We start from the raw sequence: 21,998 nt of genomic DNA on the forward strand, positions 1-21,998 counted from the left end.
CCGAGGCAGCCTACCCCGGTCGGTCCGGACCGGCGGACGCCGTCCCCGCCGGGAACGGGCGCGCCCCCGCGCCCCTGAGGGGGTGCGGGGGCGCTGCGCGACGCCGCTGGTCAGGCGGCGTTGGGGCGCAGGGTCCAGACGACGGTCATCTCGCCGGTCACGGCGCCGTCCTCACGGGTGATGTCGATGCGGACCGGGAACTCGGGCCGCTGGCCGGCGTCGAGCTCGGCGACGACCTCGGCGGCCGGGCGGCCGAGGGTGGCGGTGGCCGTGACGGCGCCCATGGCGAGCTTCTTGTAGCCGATCTCGGCCTTGACGGCGAGCGGCACGGCGCGGCTCAGCTGGTCGCCGAAGGCGGCGAGCACGATGGCGCCGCTGGCGGACTCGGCGAGGGTGAACATCGCTCCGGCGTGCGGGCCGCCGACGTGGTTGTGGTAGGCGGGCTGGTCCGGCAGGCGCACGACGGCGCGCTCGGCGGTGGTCTCCAGGAACTCGAGGTTCAGGGTTCCGGCCATGGGGACCGTGGCGGCGAGCATCTCGCCGACGGACATCTGGTCTGCGCTCATGGACCGTGATGTTACCCACGAGTAGCAGCCTTGGCCATCCCCCGGGGCGCGCGCCGTGCGGGGGCGGGCGTGGTCGCGGCGCCCGCGCACCTCTATGGTTACTGGCCATGTGGCCAGGACAGCAGCCGCCCGGGGGCGAGCAGAACCCGCAGGACCAGAGTCAGAACCCCTACCAGCAGTCGGGGTACCAGCAGCCGAACCCGTATCAGCAGCCGCCTGCCCAGCCCGGGTACCCGCAGCAGCCGCCGACACAGCCCGGCTACCCGCAACAGCCGCCCACACAGCCGGGATACGGCCAGCAGCCGCCCACGCCGCCCGGCTACCCGCAGCAGGGGTACGGCCAGCAGCCCGGCTACGGCCAGCCGAACCCGTACCAGCAGCCGACCGTTCCGCAGCAGTACGCGGTGCCCGGCCCGGGTCAGCCCGGCGGCCCCGACGGCGGGAAGAAGAAGACGACGCTCATCGCGATCGTCGCCGCGACCGCCGTGGTCGTCGCCGCCGGTGTCACCGGCTTCCTGGTGCTCGGCAAGGACGACGACACCACCCCGAAGGCCGACGACAAGAAGCCCTCCGCGCCCGTGTCGTCGGCGCCGTCGACCGACCCGTCGACGGTCCCGTCCCCCGAGCCGAGCACGTCCGGGCTCGACAACCCGCGCGACGGCGCCGCCCAGCAGCCGACCATCCCCGGCTGGAAGGTCGTCTACAACCCGAAGTACGGCACGCTCTTCGACGTCCCGCCGGAGTGGGAGGTCCTGAAGCCGGGTCTCATCACCTACTTCGAGGACGAGAAGAAGGGCGACGGCAGCCCCCTCGTGACCATGTCGGGCCCCACCCGGCTCAAGGGCGAGTGGTGCACGTACGACACCGACAAGAACGGCACCAACGAGACCTGGGGCCTGAGCACCGCCGGCACCAAGGGCGGCCAGGGCGCCAAGAACACCGCGGACGCCTCCCGCAGCGAGGCCGGTACGTGGGTGTGGGGCGGCTACGCCCAGCACATGCCGCAGAGCACCATCAAGATCAGCAAGCCCGAGCCGTACAAGACCAAGTCCGGTCTCACCGGCCACGTCTCGACCGCCACGGCGCCGGGCGTCAAGAAGCGCAACAAGTGCGAGTCCGACGGCAAGTCGATCGCCTTCACCTTCAAGAACGCCAAGGGCGACTTCACCACCTGGGTGCTCTACGGGGCCGACGGCGTCAAGGACGAGCTGCCGGACACCACCATCCGCCAGATCCTCTCGACGGTCCGCCTGACGTCGGCGAGCTGACCCGACGCTCCGCGCCGCACGGGGTCCGGGCCGATCCGGCCCGGGCCCCGTGCGGCGTTCCGGCCCGGTCCGGCCCCCCGGACGGACTCCTCCGGATATCGGGTTGGCATCCTGGCGGCCCGCCAGGGATAGTCCCGGGGTGAACAATCCCGCCGCGCCCCCCTCGCGCCCACCGCTCGGCTCCCGCCGCCCCGAGTGGGCCGGGCGCAACTACCTGCTGCTCACCGCCGCCACCATCGTGACCAACCTCGGCACGCACGGTGCGCTCATCGCCACCACCTGGGCGGTGTTCGAGTCCGGCGGTGACGCCGGCGACGTGGGGCTCGTGGCGATGGCGCGCTTCCTGCCGCTCGTCCTCTTCCTGCTCATCGGCGGCGCCGTCGCCGACCGGGTGCCCCGGCACCGGGTGATGGTCGCCGCCAACGTCCTCAACTGCGTCTCGCAGGCCGTCTTCGCCGCCCTCGTCCTCGCCGGTACGGCCCAGATCTGGCAGATGATGGTGCTCACCGCGCTCTGCGGCACCGGCCAGGCCTTCTTCAACCCGGCGGCCGAGGGCATGCTGATGTCCAGCGTCACCGGCGAGCAGGCGAGCCGCGCCTTCGCCGTGTACCGGATGGCGATGCACGGCGCCTCCATCGGCGGCGCGGCGCTCGGCGGCGCCCTCGTCGCCTTCGTCGGGCCCGGCTGGGTCCTGCTGATCGACGCCGTGGCCTTCGCCGTCGCGGGCGGGCTGCGCGCCTTCCTGGACGTGAGCGGCATCCCCGAGCGCGGGCCGGGCGGCGGTCTGCTCGCCGATCTGAAGGAAGGCTGGCAGGAGTTCGTCGGCCGGCCGTGGCTGTGGTCGATCGTCGCCCAGTTCTCCGTGGTGGTCGGTCTGATCGGCGCCGTCGAGTCGGTGTACGGGCCGCTGGTCGCCCGGGCCGAACTGGGCGGCGCGCGCCCCTGGGGCATCGCGCTCGCCGCGTACGGCGTGGGAACGGTCGCGGGCGCCGTCCTGATGACCCGGTGGAAGCCGCGCCGGATGCTGTTCGTCGGCACGCTCTGCGTCTTCCCGATCGCGCTGCCGTCGGCGGCGCTCGCCGTACCGCTCGACGCGGTGGGGCTCACGGCGGCGATGTTCGTCAGCGGTGTCGCCATCGAGGTCTTCGGCGTCTCGTGGATGACGGCCATGCACCAGGAGATCCCGGAGGAGAAGCTGTCCCGGGTCTCGGCCTACGACTGGTTCGGCTCGACCGCCCTGCTGCCGCTGACGACGGCCCTCGCGGGCCCCGCGGAGACCGCGTTCGGCCGGAGCGAGGCGCTGTGGGGCGCGGCGGCGCTGATGGTGCTCGTCACCGCCCTGGTCCTGCTGGTGCCGGACGTACGGAACCTGACGCGGCGTCCGCACACGAAGGAGGTCGCGGGCGGGGACCCCGGGTCCGCCCCCGCCACCGCCCTCGGCGCCGCCGCCCCCTCAGCCGATGCCGAAGGCGCCGTCCGGCGGAACGGGTGACGGGACGGCCCCGGCGTCGAGGACCGGTTCCGCGGCGCCGGTGAACCGCGCCAGCGTCTGTCCGTGCTCCACGCGCGCGGGGAACGCGTCCGCCGCGGCCCGGCGGGCCAGATGGGCGGTGTCGATCTCCCGGCCCGAGGCGACCAGGACCGCGTTCCCGAAGCGGCGGCCGCGCAGCATCGCCGGCTCGGCGACCAGCGCCAGCTCCGGGAAGACGGTGGCGAAGGTGGCCAGCTGGGAGCGGAGGAAGGCGAAGGGCGTGCCGTCGGCCAGGTTGGCGGCGTAGAGGCCTTCGGGCCGCAGCACGCGCCGCACCTCGCGCGCGTACTCCACGGACGTGAGGTGGGCGGGCACGCGCGAGCCGCCGAAGACGTCGCCGACGACGAGGTCGGCCGAGGCGTCGGGAGCCTCCTCCAGCCAGCGGCGGGCGTCCGCGCCGTGCACGGTGACCCCGGAGCCCTCGGGCAGCGGCAGGTGTTCCGCGACGAGCGCGAGCAGCCCCAGGTCGGCCTCGACCACGTCCTGGCGCGAGCCGGGCCGGGTGGCGGCGACGTACCGGGGCAGCGAGAGCGCCCCGCCGCCCAGGTGCAGGACGTCGAGCGGTTCGCCCTCGTCGGCGGCGCCGTCGACGACATGGGCGAGCCGGCGCGCGTACTCGAACTCCAGGTACGCCGGGTCGTCGAGGTCGACGTACGACTGGGGTGCGCCGTCGACCGTCAGGAGCCAGGCCCGCTCCCGGTCCACGTCGGGCATGAGGCGCGCGGTGCCCTGGTCGACCTCGCGGAGGACGGGGATGTGCTCGTTCACGTCCCCATTGTGCCGGGCTCTCCGAGGTGCTTGAGGGCCTCGCGGACGGAGAGGGGGGAGAGCGCGCCGCCGTGAGCGGCGACGAAGGCGCGGACCTCGGCCGGGGCGGTCTTGCCGTACTCGCGCAGGCCCCAGCCGATGGCCTTGCGGAGGAAGAAGTCGGTGTCGGCGGCGCGGCGCAGGCAGTACGCGAAGAGCCGGTCGGCGTCGGTGGACTCCTTGAAGCGGAGCTGGTGGAGGATGGCCGTCCTGGCCACCCACAGGTCCTCGTCCTCGATCCACTCGTCCATGCGGGCGGCGAGCGCGGGGTCGGCGGCGACCAGGCCGCCGACGACGTGCGCGGCGAGGTGGTCGACGGTGTCCCACCAGGAGTCGGTGGTGACGAGGTGGCGGGCGACCGGCAGGAATCCGGAGGAGCAGCGCTTCACGTGCCGGCGCAGGTAGTCGACGGCGAAGTAGTGGTACTCGCGCTCGGGCAGGGCGAAGCAGCGCAGCGCGACGGCGGTGCAGTCCGCCTCGTCGGGGCGCGGGAGCCCTTCGAGGACGGTACGGGACAGGGCGCGGCGCTCGGGGGTGCGCACACCGAGGAAGGGGGCGGCGCCCTTCATGTACGCGACCATCTCCTGCGCCCGGAAGGGGTTTCCGGCGGCGGGATAGACGGTGGTGAGCCGATCGAGCACGGTGTCGGCGAGGGCACTGCGGGGGACGTCGGGCGCCGTGGCGGCGGGCTTCGTGGCGGGGTCGGGCGCCGTGGCGGGGCCGGACTTCGAGGCGGCGGGCTTCGTGGCGGCGGCGGGCTCCGAGGTGGGGCCGGGCTCCGGGGCGGCGGCGGGCTTCGTGGCGGTCATCGGGCTCTCCCCTTCCCCGCGCTCCGGGGGCCGGTGCGGACGGACGCGTCCCGCCTGCTCCAGCGGGCGGTGCGGGCGGACATGACGCACATTACGGCGATCATACGGAGGCGTCCGTTACTCTCCCCGAATGCTCGCTCCCGTGCCCCGGCCGCCGGGCTCCCTCGCCGTCCGCTGCTCCCGGGCCCTCCTGTCGCCCCGCTCCCGGCTCTCGATGCTCGCGCTGCTGCTGCTCTCGGCGGCGGCCCTCGTCGTGCTGTACGAGCCGCAGCGGCTGCTCGCCTCGGGCTGGCCGCCGCAGACGAGCGGCGCCGGGGCGGTGCTGCTCTTCGGTCTCGCGTACGGGGTGTGCACGGCGGCGTTCGTGCCCCGGCCGGTGCTCAACCTGGCGGCGGGCGCGCTGTTCGGCTCGGCCGCCGGTCTGACGGCAGCAATCGCCGGGACGGTGCTGGGCGCCGGGATCGCCTTCACCCTGGGCCGGCTCCTCGGCCAGGACGCGCTGCGGCCGATGGTGCGGGGCCGCTGGCTCACGGCGGCGGACGGGCAGCTCAGCCGGCACGGGTTCCGCTCGATGCTGGCGATCCGGCTGTTCCCGGGGGTGCCGTTCGCGGCGGCCAACTACTGCGCCGCGGTCTCCCGCATGGGCTATGTGCCGTTCCTCGTGGCGACGGGGCTCGGCTCGGTGCCCAACACGGCGGCCTACGTCGTGGCGGGCGCGCAGGCGGGCGAACCGGGCTCGCCCGCCTTCCTCTTCTCGGCGGGGTTCATCGTGCTCTCGGGCCTGGCGGCCGCCGTGGTCGCCTGGCGCAAGCGGCACGGCCTGCGGGCCCCGGCGCCGGTCACGGCACCGGAGCCGGAGTCCGAGTTGGAGCCCGAGACGGCGGTCGGCGCGGGGCGTTGACTCCGCCGCGGCCGGGTCAGAGGGCTTCGACGACCATCGCGTTGGCGAGACCGCCGGCCTCGCACATCGCCTGGAGACCGTAGCGGGCGCCCCTGGCCCGCAGGGCGTGGACGAGGGTCGTGGTGAGGCGCGTGCCGCTGGCCCCGAGGGGGTGGCCGAGGGCGATGGCGCCCCCGTGGACGTTGACCTTGGCGGGGTCGGCGCCGGTCTCCTGCTGCCAGGCGAGGACGACGCTCGCGAAGGCCTCGTTGATCTCGAAGAGGTCGATGTCGGCGAGCGACAGGCCCGACCGGCGCAGCACCTTCTCGGTGGCGGGGATGACGCCCGTGAGCATGAGCAGCGGGTCGGAGCCGGTGACGGCGAAGCTGTGCAGCCGGGCGAGCGGCCGCAGGCCGAGGCTGCGGGCGGTGTCGGCGGCCATCACGAGCACGGCGGAGGCGCCGTCGTTGATGGGGCTGCTGTTGCCGGCGGTGACGGACCAGTCGATCTGCGGGAAGCGCTCGGCGAAGCCGGGGTCCTCGAAGGAGGGCCGGAGACCGGCGAGGACCTCCTCGGTGGTCGCCGGGCGCACCGACTCGTCGCGCCGGACCTCCTCGTACGGGGCGACCTCGGCGTCGAAGAGTCCGGCGGCCCAGGCGCGGGCGGCCTTGGTGTGCGAGGCGGTAGCGAAGGCGTCCATGGCGGCGCGGTCGATCGACCACTTCGCGGCGATGAGTTCGGCGCTGATGCCCTGTGGGACGAGCCCCTCGGGGTAGCGCGCGGCGACGCCGGGGCCGAAGGGGTCGGCGCCGGGCGGCACGTTCGACCACATGGGGACCCGGCTCATGGACTCGACGCCGCAGGCGACGGCGATGTCGTACGCCCCGGAGAGCACGCCCTGGGCGGCGAAGTGGACGGCCTGCTGGGAGGAGCCGCACTGCCGGTCGACGGTGGTGGCGGGCACGGACTCGGGGAACCCGGCGCCGAGCCAGGCGTACCGCGTGGTGTTCATGGCCTGCTCGCCGACCTGGTCGACGGTGCCGCCGATGACGTCGTCGACGAGGGCGGGGTCGATGCCGCTGCGTTCGATCAGGGCGCGCAGGGTGTGGGAGAGGAGGGCGACGGGGTGGACGTGGGAGAGGGCTCCGCCCGCCTTGCCCTTTCCTATCGGGGTCCGGACGGCTTCGACGATGACGGCGTCGCGCATGACAGGCTCCTGAGTTGGATAAGTGGACCAACACTCACGAGTAACATAACCCACTGAGTTTGATTTTCAAACCATCCCGTCGGGTCCTGTCCTACGCTTGACCCATGAAGGCCGCCCCCCGCCCCTGCTCGATCGCCGACACCCTCGCGCTCGTGGGCGAGAAGTACTCGCTGCTCGTGCTCCGCGAGATCTCCCTCGGCGTGCGCCGCTTCGACCGGATCGCCCGCAACACGGGCGCGCCCCGCGACATCCTCACGGCCCGGCTCAAGCGGCTCGTCGAGGCCGGGATCCTGGAGAAGGTGCGGTACAGCGAGCGACCGCCGCGCTACGAGTACCAGGCCACGGCCGCCGGCGAGGAACTCCAGCCGGTCCTGGTGACCTTGATGGCCTGGGGGGACCGCCACCTCAACGCCGACGACCGCCCGATCGTCCTCGAACACCGCTGCGGCGAGGTCCTCAGCCCCCGGGTCGTCTGCGCCCACTGCGGGGACGAGGCCGACCGCGAGAGCCTCCGCGCCCACGTCCGGGCACCCGGCTGGACGACGACAGGCCCTCAGGAAGCCTGAGGGCGGGCCCTTCACCTGGGGACGGTACGCTGCGCACGACCTTCTGACCGCACGCGTACATAACGGGACGGCCCTAGCCCCATGAGTTGGTTCGAATCGTTCATCCTCGGACTCGTCCAGGGGCTGACGGAGTTCCTTCCCATCTCCTCCAGCGCGCACCTCCGCCTCACCGCGGCGTTCGCCGGCTGGCACGACCCGGGTGCGGCCTTCACCGCCATCACCCAGATCGGCACGGAGACCGCGGTACTGATCTACTTCCGCAAGGACATCGCCCGGATCGTCTCGGCCTGGTTCCGCTCCCTCACCGACAAGTCGATGCGCTCCGACCACGACGCCCAGATGGGCTGGCTGGTGATCGTCGGCTCGATCCCGATCGGTGTCCTCGGCATCACGCTCAAGGACCAGATCGAGGGCCCCTTCCGCGACCTGCGGCTCATCGCCACCACGCTGATCGTCATGGGCGTCGTCCTCGGCGTCGCGGACCGGCTCGCCGCCCGCGACGAGATCGGCGGCCGCCACCGCGCGATCCGCGAGCGCAAGACGCTCAAGGACCTCGGCGTGAAGGACGGCCTCATCTTCGGCGTCTGCCAGGCGATGGCCCTGATCCCGGGCGTCTCCCGCTCGGGCGCGACGATCTCCGGCGGCCTCCTCATGGGCTACACCCGCGAGGCCGCCGCCCGTTACTCGTTCCTCCTCGCGATCCCGGCGGTCCTCGCCTCGGGCGCGTACGAACTGAAGGACGCGGGCGAGGGCCACGTCTCCTGGGGCCCGACGATCTTCGCCACGGTCATCGCCTTCGCCGTCGGTTACGCGGTGATCGCCTGGTTCATGAAGTTCATCACCACGAAGTCGTTCATGCCGTTCGTGATCTACCGCATCCTGCTCGGCATCCTGCTCTTCATCCTGGTCGGCACGGACGTCCTGAGCCCGCACGCGGGCGAGTCCGCCGGCTGACCGGAGACACCCCAACGGACCGCTGAGCCCCTGACGCCGACCGGCGCCGGGGGCTCATCCGTCGGTCCCCTAGCCCTGGTAGGGCACGCGGGCGATCTCCCGGATGCCGCCCAGGGTGCCCCACTCGTTCTTGCCGAGCCTGGTCAGCGGACGCATCAGGGTCATCTCGGGGTGACCGTCGACGAGGACCGACTCGTCGACCGCCGCGTGCACGACCCGGCCGAAGACGACCGTCGAATCGCCGATCCGCAGGGTGCTGTGCAGCTCGCACTCCAGCGCCACCGGGGAACCGGCCACGCGCGGCGGCTTCACCCGCAGGCTCGGCTCGCGCTCGACGCCGCAGGCGTCGAACTCACTGACCCCGCGCGGGAAGTCCGTCGCCGTCGCGTTGATCTGCTCGAAGAGCCCCTCGGGGGCGAGGTTGACCACGAACTCCCCGGTCTCCTCCACGTTACGCAGGGAGTCCTTGCGGCCGACCGACGTGAACTGGACGACGGGCGGCACGACCGAGGCGATGGTGAAGAAGGAGTGCGGGGCAAGGTTGTCCGTGCCGTCGGCCGATGAGGTGGAGACCCAGGCGATCGGCCTCGGCACGACGGTCGCGGTGAGCAACCGGTAGAAGGAGGTGCCGTCGGTCAGTTCGGGGTCGAAGTTCACGCGCATGTCCGACATTATGACCGGGCCCCGGAACTCGGCCCGCACGCCCCTTGGCCCCGGCGTCGGGCTGCCCGACACTGATCCGATGACGCAGCGCGTGGACCTCGCGACCGTGATGGACCGACTCGCCGTCGACGACCTGATCACCGGGTACGCGGCGGCCGTGGACGACGCCGACTGGCCTGCCTACCGGGCGCTGTTCACCCGGGACGGCCGCGCCGACTACCGGGGTTCGGGCGGCATCGAGGGCCCGGCGCCCGACGTGGCCGACTGGCTCGCCGAGACGATGACGCTCTTCCCCGTACGCCAGCACCTCATCGTGAACCGACGGGTCGTCTTCCGGGAACCGGCCGGCTACCAGGAGACCGGCGACGCGGCGGACATCCGCGCCGACTACGTCAACCCGATGCGCTTCTCCTCCGGCGAGGACTTCATCTGCGGGGGCCGTTACGCGTTCTCCGCCCTGCGGACCGCCGACGGCTGGCGGCTTCGCTCGGTCGTCGTCGACGAACGCTGGCGCCGGCACAACTGAGCGCCGGGTCCCGGCCCGGCCGCCGCACGGCCACCGCCGGGCCCGGGCGCGCCGGGTACCGGCACGCCCGACACTGTAGGCAAAGGGCGGAGACTGCCATGCGCCATCCGTTCACCCACCGGCGGGGGGAGCGGGACCGGGACGGCACCCCGGGCCCCGGCTCCCGTACGGCCCGGAGCACCGCCCGGCGGCACGCCCTCGGCCGCTCCCTCCTCGCCCTCGGCTGCGGCGCGCTCCCGGCGCTCGCCTTCCCCGCCCCCGGCCTCTGGTGGTGGGCCTACCTGACGCTCGTGCCCTGGCTGCTCCTGCTGCGTACGGCCCCGGGGGCGCGCCGGGCCGCGCTCGACGGCTGGCTGGGCGGCACCGGATTCGTGCTCGCGGTGCACCACTGGCTGCTGCCCAGCCTGCACGTCTTCCTCCTGCCGCTGGCGGTGCTGCTCGGCCTGCTGTGGCTGCCCTGGGGGTGGCTCGTCCGGTCGCTGCTCGGCGGGGCGCCGTCACCGCTGCGGGCCGGTGCCGCGCTGCTCGCGGTGCCCTCGGGCTGGCTGATGATCGAACTGGTGCGCTCCTGGGAGGGCCTGGGCGGGCCCTGGGGGCTGCTGGGGGCGAGCCAGTGGGAGGTTCCGGCGGCGCTGCGGCTCGCCTCGGTGGGCGGGGTCTGGCTGGTGAGCCTGCTCGTGGTGGCGGCGAACACGGCCGTGGTGCTGCTGGTGGCCGCGCCGGGGCTGCGGGCCGCCGGGCTCGCCGGTCTCGCGGCCTGCGCGCTCGTCGCGGGCACCGCCGCCTGGGGCGTCGGGGCGCCGCGCGAGAACGGCTCGGTGCGGGTGGCCCTCGTACAGCCCGGGGTGTTCGGCGGACCGGACGGGGCCGAGCGGCGGCTCGCCCGCGCCGAGGAACTGACCCGGACGCTCGTCGGACGCCATGTCGACCTGGTGGTCTGGGGCGAGAGCGGAGTGGGCGCCGATCCGGCGGGCCGTCCCGAACTCGCCGCCCGGCTCACCGCCCTGGCCCGCGCGGTCGACGCCCCGGTCCTGGTGAACGTGGACGCTCGCCGCGCCGACCGTCCGGGGATCTTCAAGAGCGCCGTCCTGGTCGGTCCTGCGGGGCTCACGGATCAGCGCTACGACAAGATGCGGCTCGTGCCGTTCGGCGAGTACGTCCCGGCGCGCGGGGTGCTGGGGTGGGTGACGTCGTTCGGCAAGGCGGCCGACGAGGACCGGCGGCGGGGTACCTCACCGGTGGTCATGACCCTGCCCTCCCCGGAGGCCGGATCCGGCAGCGGTCCCGCCGGGCCGCCGCTCGTCGGCCCGCTGATCTGCTTCGAGTCCGCCTTCCCCGACATGAGTCGGCATCTGGTCCGGGGCGGCGCCGGGCTGCTGGTCGTCCAGTCATCGACCAGCACGTTCCAGGAGAGCTGGGCGCCCGCCCAGCACGCCTCCCTCGCGGCGCTGCGGGCGGCGGAGACGGGGCGGCCCGTCGTCCACGCGACGCTCACCGGGGTGAGCGTGGTGTACGGCCCCGACGGCCGCCGGATCGGCCCCGTGCTCGGCACCGACGCGAGCGCCGTCGCCGTCCGCGAGCTGCCGCTCTCGGCGTCCACGACGGGCTACGTCCGCTGGGGCGACTGGCCGCTGTACGGGGCGCTCGCCGTGGTCGGCGCGGTGTGCGCCGCCGAAGGCGCCGGGGCGCTCAGGAGGCCTGGGTCAGCGCCTCGCGCACGACCCGCTCGCACAGCTCGTGGGTCAGCAGGGCGTCCCGCGCGCTGAGCACCCGCCCGTCGCGTACGGCGTCGAGGAAGCCGAGTACGGCCTGCTCGATCCCGCGCTGCCGGGCCACCGGCACCCAGTCGCCCCGTCGGCGCAGGGTCGGCTGGCCCTTGTGGTCGACGACGTCGGAGAGGTTGAGGACCTGGCGCTTGGTGTCCTGGCCGGAGACTTCGAGGATCTCCTCGGTGGAGCCGTTCATCCGGTTCATCATGCCGATGGCGGTGAATCCGTCGCCCGAGAGCTGGAGCACGACGTGGTGCATGAGGCCCTCGCGGATCCGGGCGCGGACGTCGACGTGCTCGATATCGCCGGGGAGCAGGAACCGCAGGGTGTCGACGACGTGGATGAAGTCGTCGAGGACGAACGTGCGGGGGTCCTCGGGCAGCCCGACGCGGTTCTTCTGGAGCAGGATCAGTTCGCGCGGGTGCTCGGCGCACTGGGCGTAACTGGGCGCGAGGCGGCGGTTGAAGCCGACGGCGAGGCTGACGGAGCGCTTCTCGGCCAGCTCCACGATCCGCTCGGAGTCGGCGTACTCGTACGCGAGGGGCTTGTCGACGTACGTGGGGACGCCTGCGTCGAGGAGCCGGCCGGCGATCTCGGCGTGGGCGGCGGTCGACGCGTGGACGAAGGCCGCGTCGAGCCCGGCGGCGAGCAGCGAGTCGAGGTCGGCGTGACGCTGCGCGGCGGGCAGGTGGAGGGTGTCGGCGACCCGGTCGAGCGTGGCGCGGGTGCGGGTCTGCAGGTGGAGTTCGATCCCGGGGAGGGTGGCGAGGACCGGGAGGTAGGCCTTCTGCGCGATGTCGCCGAGTCCGATGCAGCCAACCTTCACGGGGTGTCTCCCTTGTCGTGTTCACCGGCCCCCTGCGGTCGGGCCGTTCGCGCTGGTCAGCTTACGCGGACCGGTTCGGGGCCACCGGCGGGCGCCAGTCGGCGATGCCGTCGAAGCCGCGCAGGACGAAGCCCGGGCCGAGACGGGAGACGGCGCCGACGAGGGTGGCGCGCAGGGCGACGGCGGGCCGGGCGGAGAGCATGGTGAGGGCGCCGGTCCTGGCCGCCTTGCGGACGATGGCGGTGGTACGGGGCAGCCGGTCGGCGGTGTACGCGGCGAGCGCGCGGCCGGGCACGAAGTCGGGCGCGGATCCCGCGTGATGGGCGAGGACGACGGCGTCCTCGATGGCCTGGTTGCCGCCCTGACCGAGGCTGGGCATCATCGCGTGCGCGGCGTCGCCGACGAGGGCGACCCGGCCCCGGTGGAAGGCCGGGAGCGGGTCGGGCAGGTGGTGGACGTCGTGGCGCAGGACCTGGCCCGGGTCGACGGCGGCGAGGATCTCGGGGACGGGATGGTGCCAGTCGCCGAAGCGCCGCAGGAGTTCGGCCTTCTCGTCGTCGGGGGCGCGCCCGCCGGCGGGGGCGGTGGCCATGGCGTAGGCGTAGATCCGGCCGTCCTTGAGGGGTTGGGTGCCCCACAGGCGTCCGGCGCCCCAGGTCTCGTGCGGGGCGAAGGGGCGCTCGGGGGCGGGGACGACGACCCGCCAGGTGGTGCAGCCCGAGTAGCGGGGGCCGGGGTGCCCGGGGAAGAGGGCGTGCCGGGTGGCGGAGCGGACGCCGTCGGCGGCGACGACGAGTTCCGCCTCGATCTCGCCGTCGGGAGTGCCGAGCCGGGCCGGACGATGGTCGTCGCCGGGGTCGACGAGCGTGGCGGCCGCGCCGGTGCGTACGGTTCCCTCGGGGAGGGCGGAGGTGAGGATCTCGACGAGGGTCGCCCGGTGGAGGAGCACGAGGGGCCCGCCGAAACGGGCGGCGGCGGCCCCGGCATCGGTGCGGGCGAGCCAACGGCCCCCGGGGGTGCGCATTCCGCCGTCGCCCTGCCAGGCGGCGAGGTCCCGGACGCGGTCGCCGAGGCCGATCACGTCCAGGGCCCGCTGGGCGTTGGGGGCGAGGGCGATGCCCGCGCCGACGGGGGCGAGGTCGGCGGCCCGCTCCAGGACGGTGACCCGGCGGCCGCTCCGGTGGAGGGCGACGGCGGCGGTGAGGCCGCCGATACCGGCTCCGACGACGACGGCGTGGTGCTGTTCCATGACTGGCTCCCCGGATCAGGTAACTACAGGTGTAGTGCGTCCGACGTGAGCGACGGTACTACAGCTGTAGTCGGTTGGGTAGTAGGTTGTCCCCATGACCGCATCGACCCCACCGACCGCCTTGGCCGCCTCGGCCGCCGCCTCCCGTGCCCCCGGCTCCCCGGACTCCCCCCACTCCCCTGCCTCACGGGCGGACCGGATCGGCGACGCGGCCCTCGACCTCCTCGTGGAGCGCGGCATGCGGGGCCTGACGCATCGCGCGGTGGACGAGCGGGCGGGGCTGCCGCAGGGGTCGACGTCGAACCACGCCCGCACCCGTCAGGCCCTCCTGGAGACGGCCGTACGGCGCCAGGTCCAGCTGGAGGCGCGGGTGCTGGCCCCGGACGAACTGCCGGGCGCCCGGACCGGCCCGACCACCGACGACGAGGGCGAGGGCGAGGCCACCGCCGGCGCCGCCACCGGTGCCGGGGCCGGGGCCACCGCCGACTCGGAGGCCAAGGCCACCGCCGACACCGAGGCCGCCACCGACCAAGCCGACCCGCGCCTCCGCACCGCAGCCCTCGCGGACGCCCTCTCCCTCGCCCTGCACCGCTACCTCACCGACCACCGCGCACTGCTCGTCTCGCGCTACGAACTGGCCCTGGAGGCAACCCGCCGCCCCGAACTCCGCACCTTCTTCGACGCCGCCGGTTCCGCCTTCCGCGACCCGCTGGTCGCGATGACGACGGCGGCCGGATCACCGGAGCCCGAGCGGCACGCGCTCTCCCTCGTCGCCTGGTGCGAGGGGCTGATGTTCTCCTGCGCCGCCGGCTCCTTCCACGCGGCCGTACCGAGCCGCGCCGAACTGCGGACCGGCTTCGAGGAGTTGCTGCGGGGCATGCTCGGGAGCCGGTGACGGCCCGGCCCGCCCGGAATACGGTGGCGCCGCGGATGACCATGGGGCACGATGCCGCGCATGACCACCGAACGTACTGAATCCATCCCCCGCGTCGACCCCTCCACCACCTCCGGCGAGCGCGAGGCGCTCGAGCAGTGGCTCGACTGGCACCGTGCGACCCTGGCGAGGAAGTGCGAGGGGCTGGACGACGCCCAGCTGCGCACCCTCTCCGCCGCGCCCTCGGACCTCAACCTGCTGGGGCTCGTCCGGCACATGGCCGAGGTCGAGCGCGGCTGGTTCCGCAACGTCCTGGCCGGCGAGAAGGCGGCCTGGATCTACGCGACCGACGAGGACAACGACCGGGACATCCACGTCACGGACGAGGACACCTACGAGGAGGCGTACGCCACCTGGCAGGCGGAGATCGCCCACGCGAACGCGCTGGCCGCCGGCCACGGCCTCGACGACATCGGCGTCGGTAAGCACCGCGGCGGGAAGACGTACAACCTCCGCTGGATCTACCTCCACATGATCGAGGAGTACGCCCGCCACAACGGCCACGCGGACCTCATCCGGGAGCGGGTCGACGGCGCGACCGGCTACTGACGGCCCCCGGCCGGCCACGGACGGAACGGCGGGCCCACGACGGGCCCGCCACCGACCGGTCCGAGGGGGGTCGACGGGATCGAGGGGACCGGTCGCCGCACTTCTCCGGTCAAGGTCGGCCCCGCCCTCGGGTCGAGGCCCGCCCTCGGGCCAAGGCCCGGCCCCGGGTCAAGGCCCCATCCCCGGCTCACCCCTACGGGGCATTCCCCGCCGGTAGCGGCGCGAAGATCCACGCCGGGCCAGCAGAGTGACGCGGGTGCATGGAACCCGAACCACAGCGAAGATCCTGGTCGGAGCGGCCGTGGCCGCCCTCGCGGGCTGCGTCTCGGTGGACACCCCGCCGACGGCGCCCGGGCCCGCCCCCGCCGCGGAGACCGTGAGCCCCGGCCGGGACGTGGCCCCGCTGATCGTCGAGGGCCCGGCCCTCGAAGCCCTCGAAGCGGCGCTGCCCGCTCCCCCGTCGTCCGCTCCGCCCCGCGCGGCGCCTCCGGCCGAGCCGCACCGGAGGGCGGCCCCGGCCCGTCCGGCGGCGCCGCGCCCGGAGGCCGTACCGCCACAGCGTGAACGGCCCGCCCCGGTGACCCGCCCAACCCTTCCGCGCCTGCCGGAACTGGGCGAGCTCCCGAAGGACCCGCCGGTGTCCCGGGCGGACGTCTGCGAGCTCGGCGAGCGGTACGGCGGCTGGGCGCCCGGCAGCGACCAGTCCAGGATCTGCCACGGCACGTACGGCCGCTAAGGCGCTGCGGCCCGTCCCCTGACTCCCCCCCGGTCACTCCCCCCGGAGCCGTAGCTCCAGGCGCTCGATCGCGGCCCGCACCCCGTTCCCGTAGCCGTCGTCGTCCAGGTGGTCCGAGGCGGCGCGGGCCCGGTCCAGGTGGACCCGCGCGGCGTCGGGCCGCTGGAGTTTGACGTAGTCGGCGGCGAGGTTGAGGTGGAGCGAGGGGTACAGCGCCCGCAGGGCGATCGCCGAGCCGTGCTCGGCCAGCCGCTCCTCCGCCAGGCCCTCCGCCGCGCTCAGGGCCCGCAGGTCCCAGGCGAGCTCGGTGTCGGGGTCGTCCTGGGCGTCCGCCATGTAGTGCGCGAGGGTGCACCGGTGCAGCGGGTCCCCGTCGGGGCCGATCTGCTGCCACAGGATCCCGAAGCGGTTGCGGGCCTCCTCGCGGTCGCCGCCGTGGAGCAGCATCATGGCCTGCCCGATCCTGGTCATGACCCCGTCGTCCGACACCTGCTGCTGCTCGGTCACCGCGACCTCCACCCGCTCACCACTGGGAGAGCCGACGCTAGCCGCACGCGGCCCGGATCCGGCCGAGGCTCAGCCGAGGTCCGGGATGCGCCAGTCGATCGGCTCGTGGCCCTGGGCCGCGACGGCCGCGTTGATCTGGGTGAACGGATTCGATCCGAAGAACTTCTTCGCCGAGAGGGGCGAGGGGTGGGCGCCCTTCACGACCACGTGCCGCTCCTCGTCGATGAGCGGCAGCTTCTTCTGCGCGTAGTTGCCCCAGAGGACGAAGACGGCCGGGTCGGGGCGCGAGGCGACGGCGGTGATCACCGCGTCGGTGAACTTCTCCCAGCCCTTGCTCTTGTGCGAGTTCGCCTCGCCGGAGCGGACCGTCAGCACCGCGTTGAGCAGGAGGACGCCCTGCTGGGCCCACGGCATCAGATAGCCGTTGTCCGGGATCGGGTGGCCGAGCTCGGCCTGCATCTCCTTGTAGATGTTGCGCAGGGAGGGCGGTGTCTTGACCCCGGGCCGGACGGAGAAGCAGAGCCCGTGGCCCTGCCCCTCGCCGTGGTACGGGTCCTGCCCCAGGATCAGGACCTTGACCTTGTCGTACGGGGTGGCGTCGAGCGCGGCGAAGACCTCGTCCTTCGGCGGGAAGACCGGCCCCCTGGTGCGCTCCCCCTCGACGAACTCGGCGAGCTCGGCGAAGTACGGCTTCGCCAGTTCCCCGCCGAGAACATCCCGCCAGGACTCGGGCAGCACGCTGATGTCGGTCACGGTGAACAACCTCCGGTGGACGTTCCTGATCTACGTCCCAGAACCTACCGGGGGCCACTGACAGTGGCCCCCGCGGTCCCCGCACCGGCCGAAACGGCCGGTGCCGGGAGGTCCTGCTACCAGCTGGCCCGGCGGTAGAGCTCCCAGACCTGCATGACCGTCTGCGGGTCGAGGGCGCGCTCGCCGCCGCCGATGTCGTCGGCGGCCGCGATGTACAGCTTGCCCTGCCACAGCGGCAGCAGCCGGACGTCCTGGACCATGATCTCCTGGGCCTCCACGAACTCGTCCGTGACGGCTCCGCGGTCGCTCTCGCGGCGGGACTTCGGGAGCAGCTCGCCGGTGATCCGGGGGCTCACGTAGGGCGTGCCGAGGACGTTCTCCTTGCCCAGGAAGGGGGCGACGAAGTTGTCCGGGTCCGGGAAGTCGGGGAACCAGCCGCGGCCGAAGACCGGGTACTCGCCCTTCTGGTAGCCCGCCTGGAAGTCCTTCCACGGCTTGCCCTGGAGGGTGATCTTGAACAGGCCGGACTCCTCCAGCTGGCGCTTGAGCTCCTTGAACTCGGCGGCGGTGGAGGAGCCGTACCGGTCCGTGGTGTACCAGAAGGTCAGCTCGACGGGGTCGGTGATGCCGGCCTCGCGGAGGATCTTCTTGGCCTTCTGGGCGTTCGGCGAGCCGTAGCGGTCGAAGAACTTGGTGGTGTGGGCGGCGATGCCCTTGGGCACCATCGAGTACAGGGGCTCGGCGGTGCCCTGGTAGACCTTGTTGACCAGTTCGTCGCGGTTGACGAGCTGGGCGACGGCCCGGCGGACGGCCGGCTTGGCGACGGTCGGGTCCTGGGCGTTGAAGACGAGGTAGCGGATGTCGGCGCCGGTCGACTCGACGATCTGGAGGCCCTTGTTCTCGGGCTTGTCGTCCTGGAGTGCGACGACCTCCTCGGCGGTGAGGCCGCGGTAGGTGGCGTCGATCTCCTGCTTCTTGAGCGCGGCGACCATGGCGTCGGACTCGTCGAAGTAGCGGATGGTGACTCCGCCGTTCTTGCGGTCCGCGAAGCCCTTGTAGGTGGGGTTCTTGGTCAGCTCGGCCGTCTCGCGCTCGGTGTACTTGTCGAGGACGTACGGCCCGGAGCCGGTGACCTTGCCGTCGGTGCGGAGCCGGTCCGCCGGATACTCGGCGGGGTCCACCAGCGACATCGCGGGGGTGGCGAGGACGAACGGGAAGGTCGCGTCCGACTTGTTGAGCCGGAAGACGACGGTCCGGTCGCCGACGGTCTCGATCTTGTCGAGCGAGCCGAGCATGCCGTTGGGGCCGCCCTTGTGGTTGATCGTGCGGATGCGCTCGATCGAGTACTGCACGGCCTTGGCGTCCAGTTTGTGCCCGTTGGAGAAGGTGAGGCCCTCCACGAGCTTGCACTCGAAGACCCGGCTCGACGTGTCCGAGAACTTGCAGTCGGCGGCGTCCGAATCCGGAGTCGTACTGCCCGTCGGGAAACTCACCAGGGTCTGGAAGACGTTCCGGAAGAGCTCCCATGAATTGTCCCAGGCCGCAGCGGGATCAAGCGTGGTGGGAGAACTCGTCGTACCGACGACGATTCGCTGGTCCCCGGCGGAATCACTGTCCGAGAAGACACTGCATCCGGTCACAAGGGATATGGACACAAGGGCTGCAGCGGCCTGCAGACTGGTCCGGTTGAACACGTGCACGCTCCTCGTTCAGCCACGGGTCGGCCGACGATACCGCAGCACCCCGCCAGGTCAATGTTCGAGCCTGACGGGGCACTTGAGGCATTCGACGTATAACCGGGCTCAATCCGGACACGAAATCCGGAAAGTGTCCGGTTATCGGTCACCCGACTCCGGCGTTCAGGAAAATCCCGCCGTCGACGACGAGCGTCTGACCGGTGATCCACTCCGACTGCGAGGAGGTCAGGAAGGCCGCCGCGCCTCCGATGTCCGCCGGCTCGCCGAGCCGGCCGAGCGGATAGGCGGCCGCCGCCTCCGCCTCACGGCCCTCGTACAGCGCCTGCGCGAACTTCGTCTTCACGACCGCCGGGGCGATGGCGTTGACCCGCACGACGGGCGCGAATTCATGGGCCAGCTGAATGGTCAGGTTGATCATCGCGGCCTTGCTGATTCCGTACGCGCCGATGAAAGGCGAGGCGGACACGCCGGCGACCGAGGCGATGTTCACGATCGCCCCGCCGTTGTCCTTCTGCCAGGCGTGCCAGGTCCGCTGCGCGAAGCCGAGCGCCGAGACCACGTTGGTCTCGAAGACCTTGCGGGCCACCCCGAGGTCCAGGTCGGCAATCGGGCCGAAGACCGGGTTCGTACCGGCGTTGTTGATCAGGAAGTCCACCCGGCCGAAGCCGTCCATCGCGGCCTCGACGGCGGCGGCCTGGTGGGCCTCGTCGTGTGCCTTGCCGGGGACGCCGATCGCCCGGTCGGCCCCGAGGCGCTCCACGGCCTCCTTGAGGGCCTCCTCGCCGCGTCCGGTGATGACGACCCGGTCGCCGCGGGCGACGAGCGCCTCGGCGATGCCGTAGCCGATGCCCCGGCTCGCGCCGGTGATGAGGGCGACCTTGCCGGACAGCTCCGGCCGTTCCTGTGTGGTCATGGGTACCGTGCTCCTCTCGCTGCCGGTCGTCAGTTGAGCGGGCCGCCGGCCACGTACATGACCTGGCCGGAGACGAAGCCGGCGTCGTCGCCCGCGAAGAAGGCGATGGCGTTGGCGACGTCCTCGGGGCGGCCGACCCGCTGCACCGGGATCATGGACGCGGCGGCGGCCTGGAAGTCCTCGAAGCCCATGCCGACGCGCTCGGCGGTCTGCGCGGTCATCTCGGTCACGATGAAGCCGGGGGCGACGGCGTTGGCGGTGATGCCGAACTTGCCGAGCTCCTTGGCCAGGGTCTTGGTGAAGCCCTGCAGTCCGGCCTTCACGGCCGCGTAGTTGGCCTGGCCTCGGTTGCCGAGCGCCGAGGAGGAGGACAGCGAGACGATCCGGCCGAAGCCCGCGTCGACCATGTGCTTCTGGCAGGCCTTCGCCATCAGGAAGGCACCCTTGAGGTGCACGTTCATGACGAGGTCCCAGTCCGACTCGGACATCTTGAAGAGCAGGTTGTCGCGGAGCACGCCCGCGTTGTTGACGAGGATCGTCGGCGCGCCGAGCTCGGCGGCGACCCGCACGACGGCGGCCTCCACCTGGGCGCTGTCGGAGACGTCGCAGCCGACCGCGAGGGCCCGGCCGCCCGCCGCGGTGATCTTCTCGACGGTGTCCTTGCAGGCCGCCTCGTCGAGGTCGAGAACGGCGACGGCGCGGCCCTCGGCCGCGAGGCGGAGCGCCGTGGCGGCCCCGATGCCCCGTGCGGCACCCGTGACGACGGCTACGCGCTGCTCGGTGGTGGACATGCTTGGTTCTCCTCGCCCTTGGATCGTCCCTGGTCGCGGTCGAACCCGCCGTCCGCTCCTGCGTCCCGCACATGAGCGACCGCTTAGTATCGTCCGCAGAACGAGACGCTAGAAGCCCTGGCACCCGGTGTCAACGGCCCACCGGGTGCACCCGGTCACTCCCCGTCGCCGAGCGGGGGAACGGGCGGCCGTACGGCGGAAGGACTCAGCGCACCAGCAGGTCGAGCAGCCGCTCCACCTCGGCCTCCGGGTCGGCGGTGAGGCCCGTGTGGACGGGGCCCGGCTGGACGACGGTGGAACGCGGCGCGATCAGCCAGCGGAAGCGCCGGCCCGCGTCGTCGCGGGCGGCCTGTCCCGCCGCGTCCCCGCCCAGACAGACCCCCTCGACGGCCCGCAGCGCGGCCCGTACGCCCGTCACGTCGGCGGACGGGTCCAGCGCCGTCAGCTTGGTCTCGTCCAGGTGCGTCCGCGCGGCCACGAACGACCGGGCGCGGCAGTAGACGACCACACCGGCGTTGAAGAACTCGCCGCGCTCCACCCGGGGCACGACCCGCAGCAGCGCGTACTCGAAGACATCGCGGTCGGTCACGTGGTGCTGTCCTTCTCGGTGGAGTGCGTCCGGGGAGCGAGGCGCTCGGCGAGCCAGCCGGGAGGCTGCTGCGGCCGGCGCTCGCTGCGCGGACCGAGGGTGATCCGCTCGTGGATGGTGGCGGCGCGCGGCAGCAGCGCGGAGACGTACGCGGCGCGCACCTCGTCCGTGCTGTCGAAACCGGGCTCGTCGACCAGCCACTCGTCGGGGACGTCGGCGGCGACCTCCTCGAGCAGCTCGCGGGTGACAAGCGGCGCCAGCTCGGCGGCCGCGGCGGCGACGTCCGGCCCGAACGGGGCGAGCGCGTGGTCCGAGGCGTCGTACGGCTTGGCGGCGGAGGCCTGCGCACCGGGCCAGTTGTGGTGCCAGATCATGGTGGCGCCGTGGTCGATGAGCCACAGGTCGCCGTGCCAGACGAGCATGTTCGGGTTGCGCCACGACCGGTCGACGTTGTTGATCACCGCGTCGAACCAGACGACCTTCCCGGCCTCCTTCGGGTCGACCTCGTACGCGAGCGGGTCGAAGCCCAGCGAGCCGGGCAGGAAGTCCATGCCCAGATTGAGCCCGCCACTCGCCTTGAGCAGCTCCTGCACCTCCTGATCGGGCTCGGAGAGCCCGATGACCGGGTCGAGCTGAATGGTGACGAGCTCAGGCACCCGCAACCCGAGCCGCCGCGCGAGCTGCCCGCAGACGACCTCGGCGACCAGGGTCTTCCGCCCCTGCCCGGCGCCGGTGAACTTCATGACGTACGTGCCGAGATCGTCGGCCTCGACGATCCCGGGGAGCGAGCCGCCCTCGCGCAAGGGCGTGACGTAGCGGGTCGCTGTCACTTCGGTAAGCATGACGTCTATTCTCACCTGCCCCCACGGGCAGGCCTGCGGGGAAGGTCGGGAGTTCCCCTCTTCGTC

24 protein-coding genes are annotated in these 21,998 nt (G+C 72.9%); 10 read left to right on the plus strand and 14 right to left on the minus strand.

Annotated features, from left to right (window positions below; genetic code table 11):
- Positions 1-110: 110 nt before the first annotated feature.
- Positions 111-566 carry a DUF4442 domain-containing protein gene (locus DEJ43_RS04320; protein ID WP_015032091.1) on the minus strand — a complete coding sequence of 152 codons (456 nt, stop codon included), beginning with the start codon at positions 564-566 and terminating at the stop codon, positions 111-113.
- Between the two features lie 107 nt (positions 567-673).
- Between DEJ43_RS04320 and DEJ43_RS04325 the strand changes: the two genes are divergently transcribed.
- Both DEJ43_RS04325 and DEJ43_RS04330 read left to right on the plus strand, forming a co-directional pair.
- Positions 674-1,834: a DUF8017 domain-containing protein gene (locus DEJ43_RS04325; protein WP_015032092.1), complete on the plus strand. Its 1,161-nt coding sequence runs from the start codon at positions 674-676 to the stop codon at positions 1,832-1,834.
- Between the two features lie 139 nt (positions 1,835-1,973).
- Positions 1,974-3,326: an MFS transporter gene (locus tag DEJ43_RS04330; RefSeq protein ID WP_015032093.1), complete on the plus strand. Its 1,353-nt coding sequence runs from the start codon at positions 1,974-1,976 to the stop codon at positions 3,324-3,326.
- Here DEJ43_RS04330 and DEJ43_RS04335 read toward each other — a convergent pair.
- Positions 3,288-4,133 carry a spermidine synthase gene (locus DEJ43_RS04335; RefSeq protein WP_015032094.1) on the minus strand — a complete coding sequence of 282 codons (846 nt, stop codon included), beginning with the start codon at positions 4,131-4,133 and terminating at the stop codon, positions 3,288-3,290. The genes DEJ43_RS04330 and DEJ43_RS04335 overlap by 39 nt on opposite strands.
- Positions 4,130-4,981, minus strand: a complete 852-nt coding sequence (locus DEJ43_RS04340; RefSeq protein WP_015032095.1) for a DNA alkylation repair protein — start codon at positions 4,979-4,981, stop codon at positions 4,130-4,132. The genes DEJ43_RS04335 and DEJ43_RS04340 overlap by 4 nt, the downstream gene beginning before the upstream one ends.
- A gap of 130 nt (positions 4,982-5,111) precedes the next feature.
- On the opposite strand from DEJ43_RS04340, the gene DEJ43_RS04345 reads away from it, so the two are divergent.
- Entirely contained in the window at positions 5,112-5,882 is a 771-nt protein-coding gene (locus DEJ43_RS04345) for a TVP38/TMEM64 family protein (protein WP_015032096.1), read from the plus strand.
- A 16-nt stretch (positions 5,883-5,898) separates the two neighbouring features.
- Here DEJ43_RS04345 and DEJ43_RS04350 read toward each other — a convergent pair whose 3' ends face one another.
- Entirely contained in the window at positions 5,899-7,068 is a 1,170-nt protein-coding gene (locus DEJ43_RS04350; RefSeq protein ID WP_015032097.1) for a thiolase family protein, read from the minus strand.
- Between the two features lie 104 nt (positions 7,069-7,172).
- Here DEJ43_RS04350 and DEJ43_RS04355 point away from each other — a divergent pair, with 104 nt between their 5' ends.
- Together DEJ43_RS04355 and DEJ43_RS04360 are read left to right on the plus strand one after the other, a co-directional pair.
- The gene (locus DEJ43_RS04355) at positions 7,173-7,634 is read left to right on the plus strand and encodes a winged helix-turn-helix transcriptional regulator (RefSeq protein WP_015032098.1); all 462 of its coding nucleotides are present in this window, start codon (positions 7,173-7,175) and stop codon (positions 7,632-7,634) included.
- Positions 7,635-7,715: 81 nt separating this feature from the next.
- The gene (locus DEJ43_RS04360; RefSeq protein WP_015032099.1) at positions 7,716-8,588 is read left to right on the plus strand and encodes an undecaprenyl-diphosphate phosphatase; all 873 of its coding nucleotides are present in this window, start codon (positions 7,716-7,718) and stop codon (positions 8,586-8,588) included.
- A gap of 69 nt (positions 8,589-8,657) precedes the next feature.
- On the opposite strand, the gene DEJ43_RS04365 is transcribed toward DEJ43_RS04360, so the two are convergent.
- Positions 8,658-9,251: a flavin reductase family protein gene (locus DEJ43_RS04365; RefSeq protein WP_041663630.1), complete on the minus strand. Its 594-nt coding sequence runs from the start codon at positions 9,249-9,251 to the stop codon at positions 8,658-8,660.
- Positions 9,252-9,330: 79 nt separating this feature from the next.
- On the opposite strand from DEJ43_RS04365, the gene DEJ43_RS04370 reads away from it, so the two are divergent.
- Together DEJ43_RS04370 and lnt are read left to right on the plus strand one after the other, a co-directional pair.
- Positions 9,331-9,777 (plus strand): nuclear transport factor 2 family protein, encoded by a 447-nt coding sequence (locus DEJ43_RS04370; RefSeq protein ID WP_041663632.1) that lies wholly within the window; start codon positions 9,331-9,333, stop codon positions 9,775-9,777.
- A gap of 98 nt (positions 9,778-9,875) precedes the next feature.
- Positions 9,876-11,543, plus strand: coding sequence for an apolipoprotein N-acyltransferase (lnt, locus tag DEJ43_RS04375; RefSeq protein ID WP_015032102.1), 1,668 nt, complete (start codon positions 9,876-9,878; stop codon positions 11,541-11,543).
- Here lnt and DEJ43_RS04380 read toward each other — a convergent pair.
- The gene (locus tag DEJ43_RS04380) at positions 11,467-12,372 is read right to left on the minus strand and encodes a Gfo/Idh/MocA family protein (protein ID WP_015032103.1); all 906 of its coding nucleotides are present in this window, start codon (positions 12,370-12,372) and stop codon (positions 11,467-11,469) included. The genes lnt and DEJ43_RS04380 overlap by 77 nt on opposite strands.
- 61 nt (positions 12,373-12,433) lie before the next feature.
- The gene (locus DEJ43_RS04385; protein WP_015032104.1) at positions 12,434-13,621 is read right to left on the minus strand and encodes an FAD-dependent monooxygenase; all 1,188 of its coding nucleotides are present in this window, start codon (positions 13,619-13,621) and stop codon (positions 12,434-12,436) included.
- A 94-nt stretch (positions 13,622-13,715) separates the two neighbouring features.
- On the opposite strand from DEJ43_RS04385, the gene DEJ43_RS04390 reads away from it, so the two are divergent.
- The 3 genes from DEJ43_RS04390 to DEJ43_RS04400 all read left to right on the plus strand — a co-directional run bounded on the left by DEJ43_RS04390 (position 13,716) and on the right by DEJ43_RS04400 (position 15,840).
- Positions 13,716-14,516 carry a TetR/AcrR family transcriptional regulator gene (locus tag DEJ43_RS04390; protein ID WP_015032105.1) on the plus strand — a complete coding sequence of 267 codons (801 nt, stop codon included), beginning with the start codon at positions 13,716-13,718 and terminating at the stop codon, positions 14,514-14,516.
- Between the two features lie 60 nt (positions 14,517-14,576).
- On the plus strand, positions 14,577-15,104 hold the full coding sequence (locus DEJ43_RS04395) for a DinB family protein (protein ID WP_041662094.1): 528 nt from the start codon (positions 14,577-14,579) through the stop codon (positions 15,102-15,104).
- A 256-nt stretch (positions 15,105-15,360) separates the two neighbouring features.
- Positions 15,361-15,840 carry a hypothetical protein gene (locus DEJ43_RS04400; protein ID WP_233447922.1) on the plus strand — a complete coding sequence of 160 codons (480 nt, stop codon included), beginning with the start codon at positions 15,361-15,363 and terminating at the stop codon, positions 15,838-15,840.
- Between the two features lie 33 nt (positions 15,841-15,873).
- Here the strand turns inward: DEJ43_RS04400 and DEJ43_RS04405 are convergent, their stop codons facing one another.
- From DEJ43_RS04405 to DEJ43_RS04435, 7 genes are all read right to left on the minus strand, one after another.
- Positions 15,874-16,347: a tetratricopeptide repeat protein gene (locus DEJ43_RS04405; RefSeq protein ID WP_015032108.1), complete on the minus strand. Its 474-nt coding sequence runs from the start codon at positions 16,345-16,347 to the stop codon at positions 15,874-15,876.
- 69 nt (positions 16,348-16,416) lie between these two features.
- Entirely contained in the window at positions 16,417-17,100 is a 684-nt protein-coding gene (gene ung / locus DEJ43_RS04410; protein ID WP_015032109.1) for a uracil-DNA glycosylase, read from the minus strand.
- 116 nt (positions 17,101-17,216) lie between these two features.
- Positions 17,217-18,794: an ABC transporter substrate-binding protein gene (locus DEJ43_RS04415; protein ID WP_015032110.1), complete on the minus strand. Its 1,578-nt coding sequence runs from the start codon at positions 18,792-18,794 to the stop codon at positions 17,217-17,219.
- A gap of 148 nt (positions 18,795-18,942) precedes the next feature.
- Positions 18,943-19,710: an SDR family oxidoreductase gene (locus DEJ43_RS04420; RefSeq protein ID WP_015032111.1), complete on the minus strand. Its 768-nt coding sequence runs from the start codon at positions 19,708-19,710 to the stop codon at positions 18,943-18,945.
- A 29-nt stretch (positions 19,711-19,739) separates the two neighbouring features.
- Positions 19,740-20,501 (minus strand): 3-oxoacyl-ACP reductase FabG, encoded by a 762-nt coding sequence (fabG, locus tag DEJ43_RS04425; protein ID WP_015032112.1) that lies wholly within the window; start codon positions 20,499-20,501, stop codon positions 19,740-19,742.
- A 205-nt stretch (positions 20,502-20,706) separates the two neighbouring features.
- Complete coding sequence (locus tag DEJ43_RS04430) at positions 20,707-21,090, minus strand: DUF3037 domain-containing protein (RefSeq protein WP_015032113.1); 384 nt, start codon at positions 21,088-21,090, stop codon at positions 20,707-20,709.
- Positions 21,087-21,932: a HipA family kinase gene (locus DEJ43_RS04435; RefSeq protein ID WP_041662096.1), complete on the minus strand. Its 846-nt coding sequence runs from the start codon at positions 21,930-21,932 to the stop codon at positions 21,087-21,089. The genes DEJ43_RS04430 and DEJ43_RS04435 overlap by 4 nt, the downstream gene beginning before the upstream one ends.
- Between the last annotated feature and the right edge of the window lie 66 nt (positions 21,933-21,998).

It is taken from the genome of Streptomyces venezuelae ATCC 10712, from assembly GCF_008639165.1.
In the GTDB taxonomy this organism is placed as follows: domain Bacteria; phylum Actinomycetota; class Actinomycetes; order Streptomycetales; family Streptomycetaceae; genus Streptomyces; species Streptomyces venezuelae.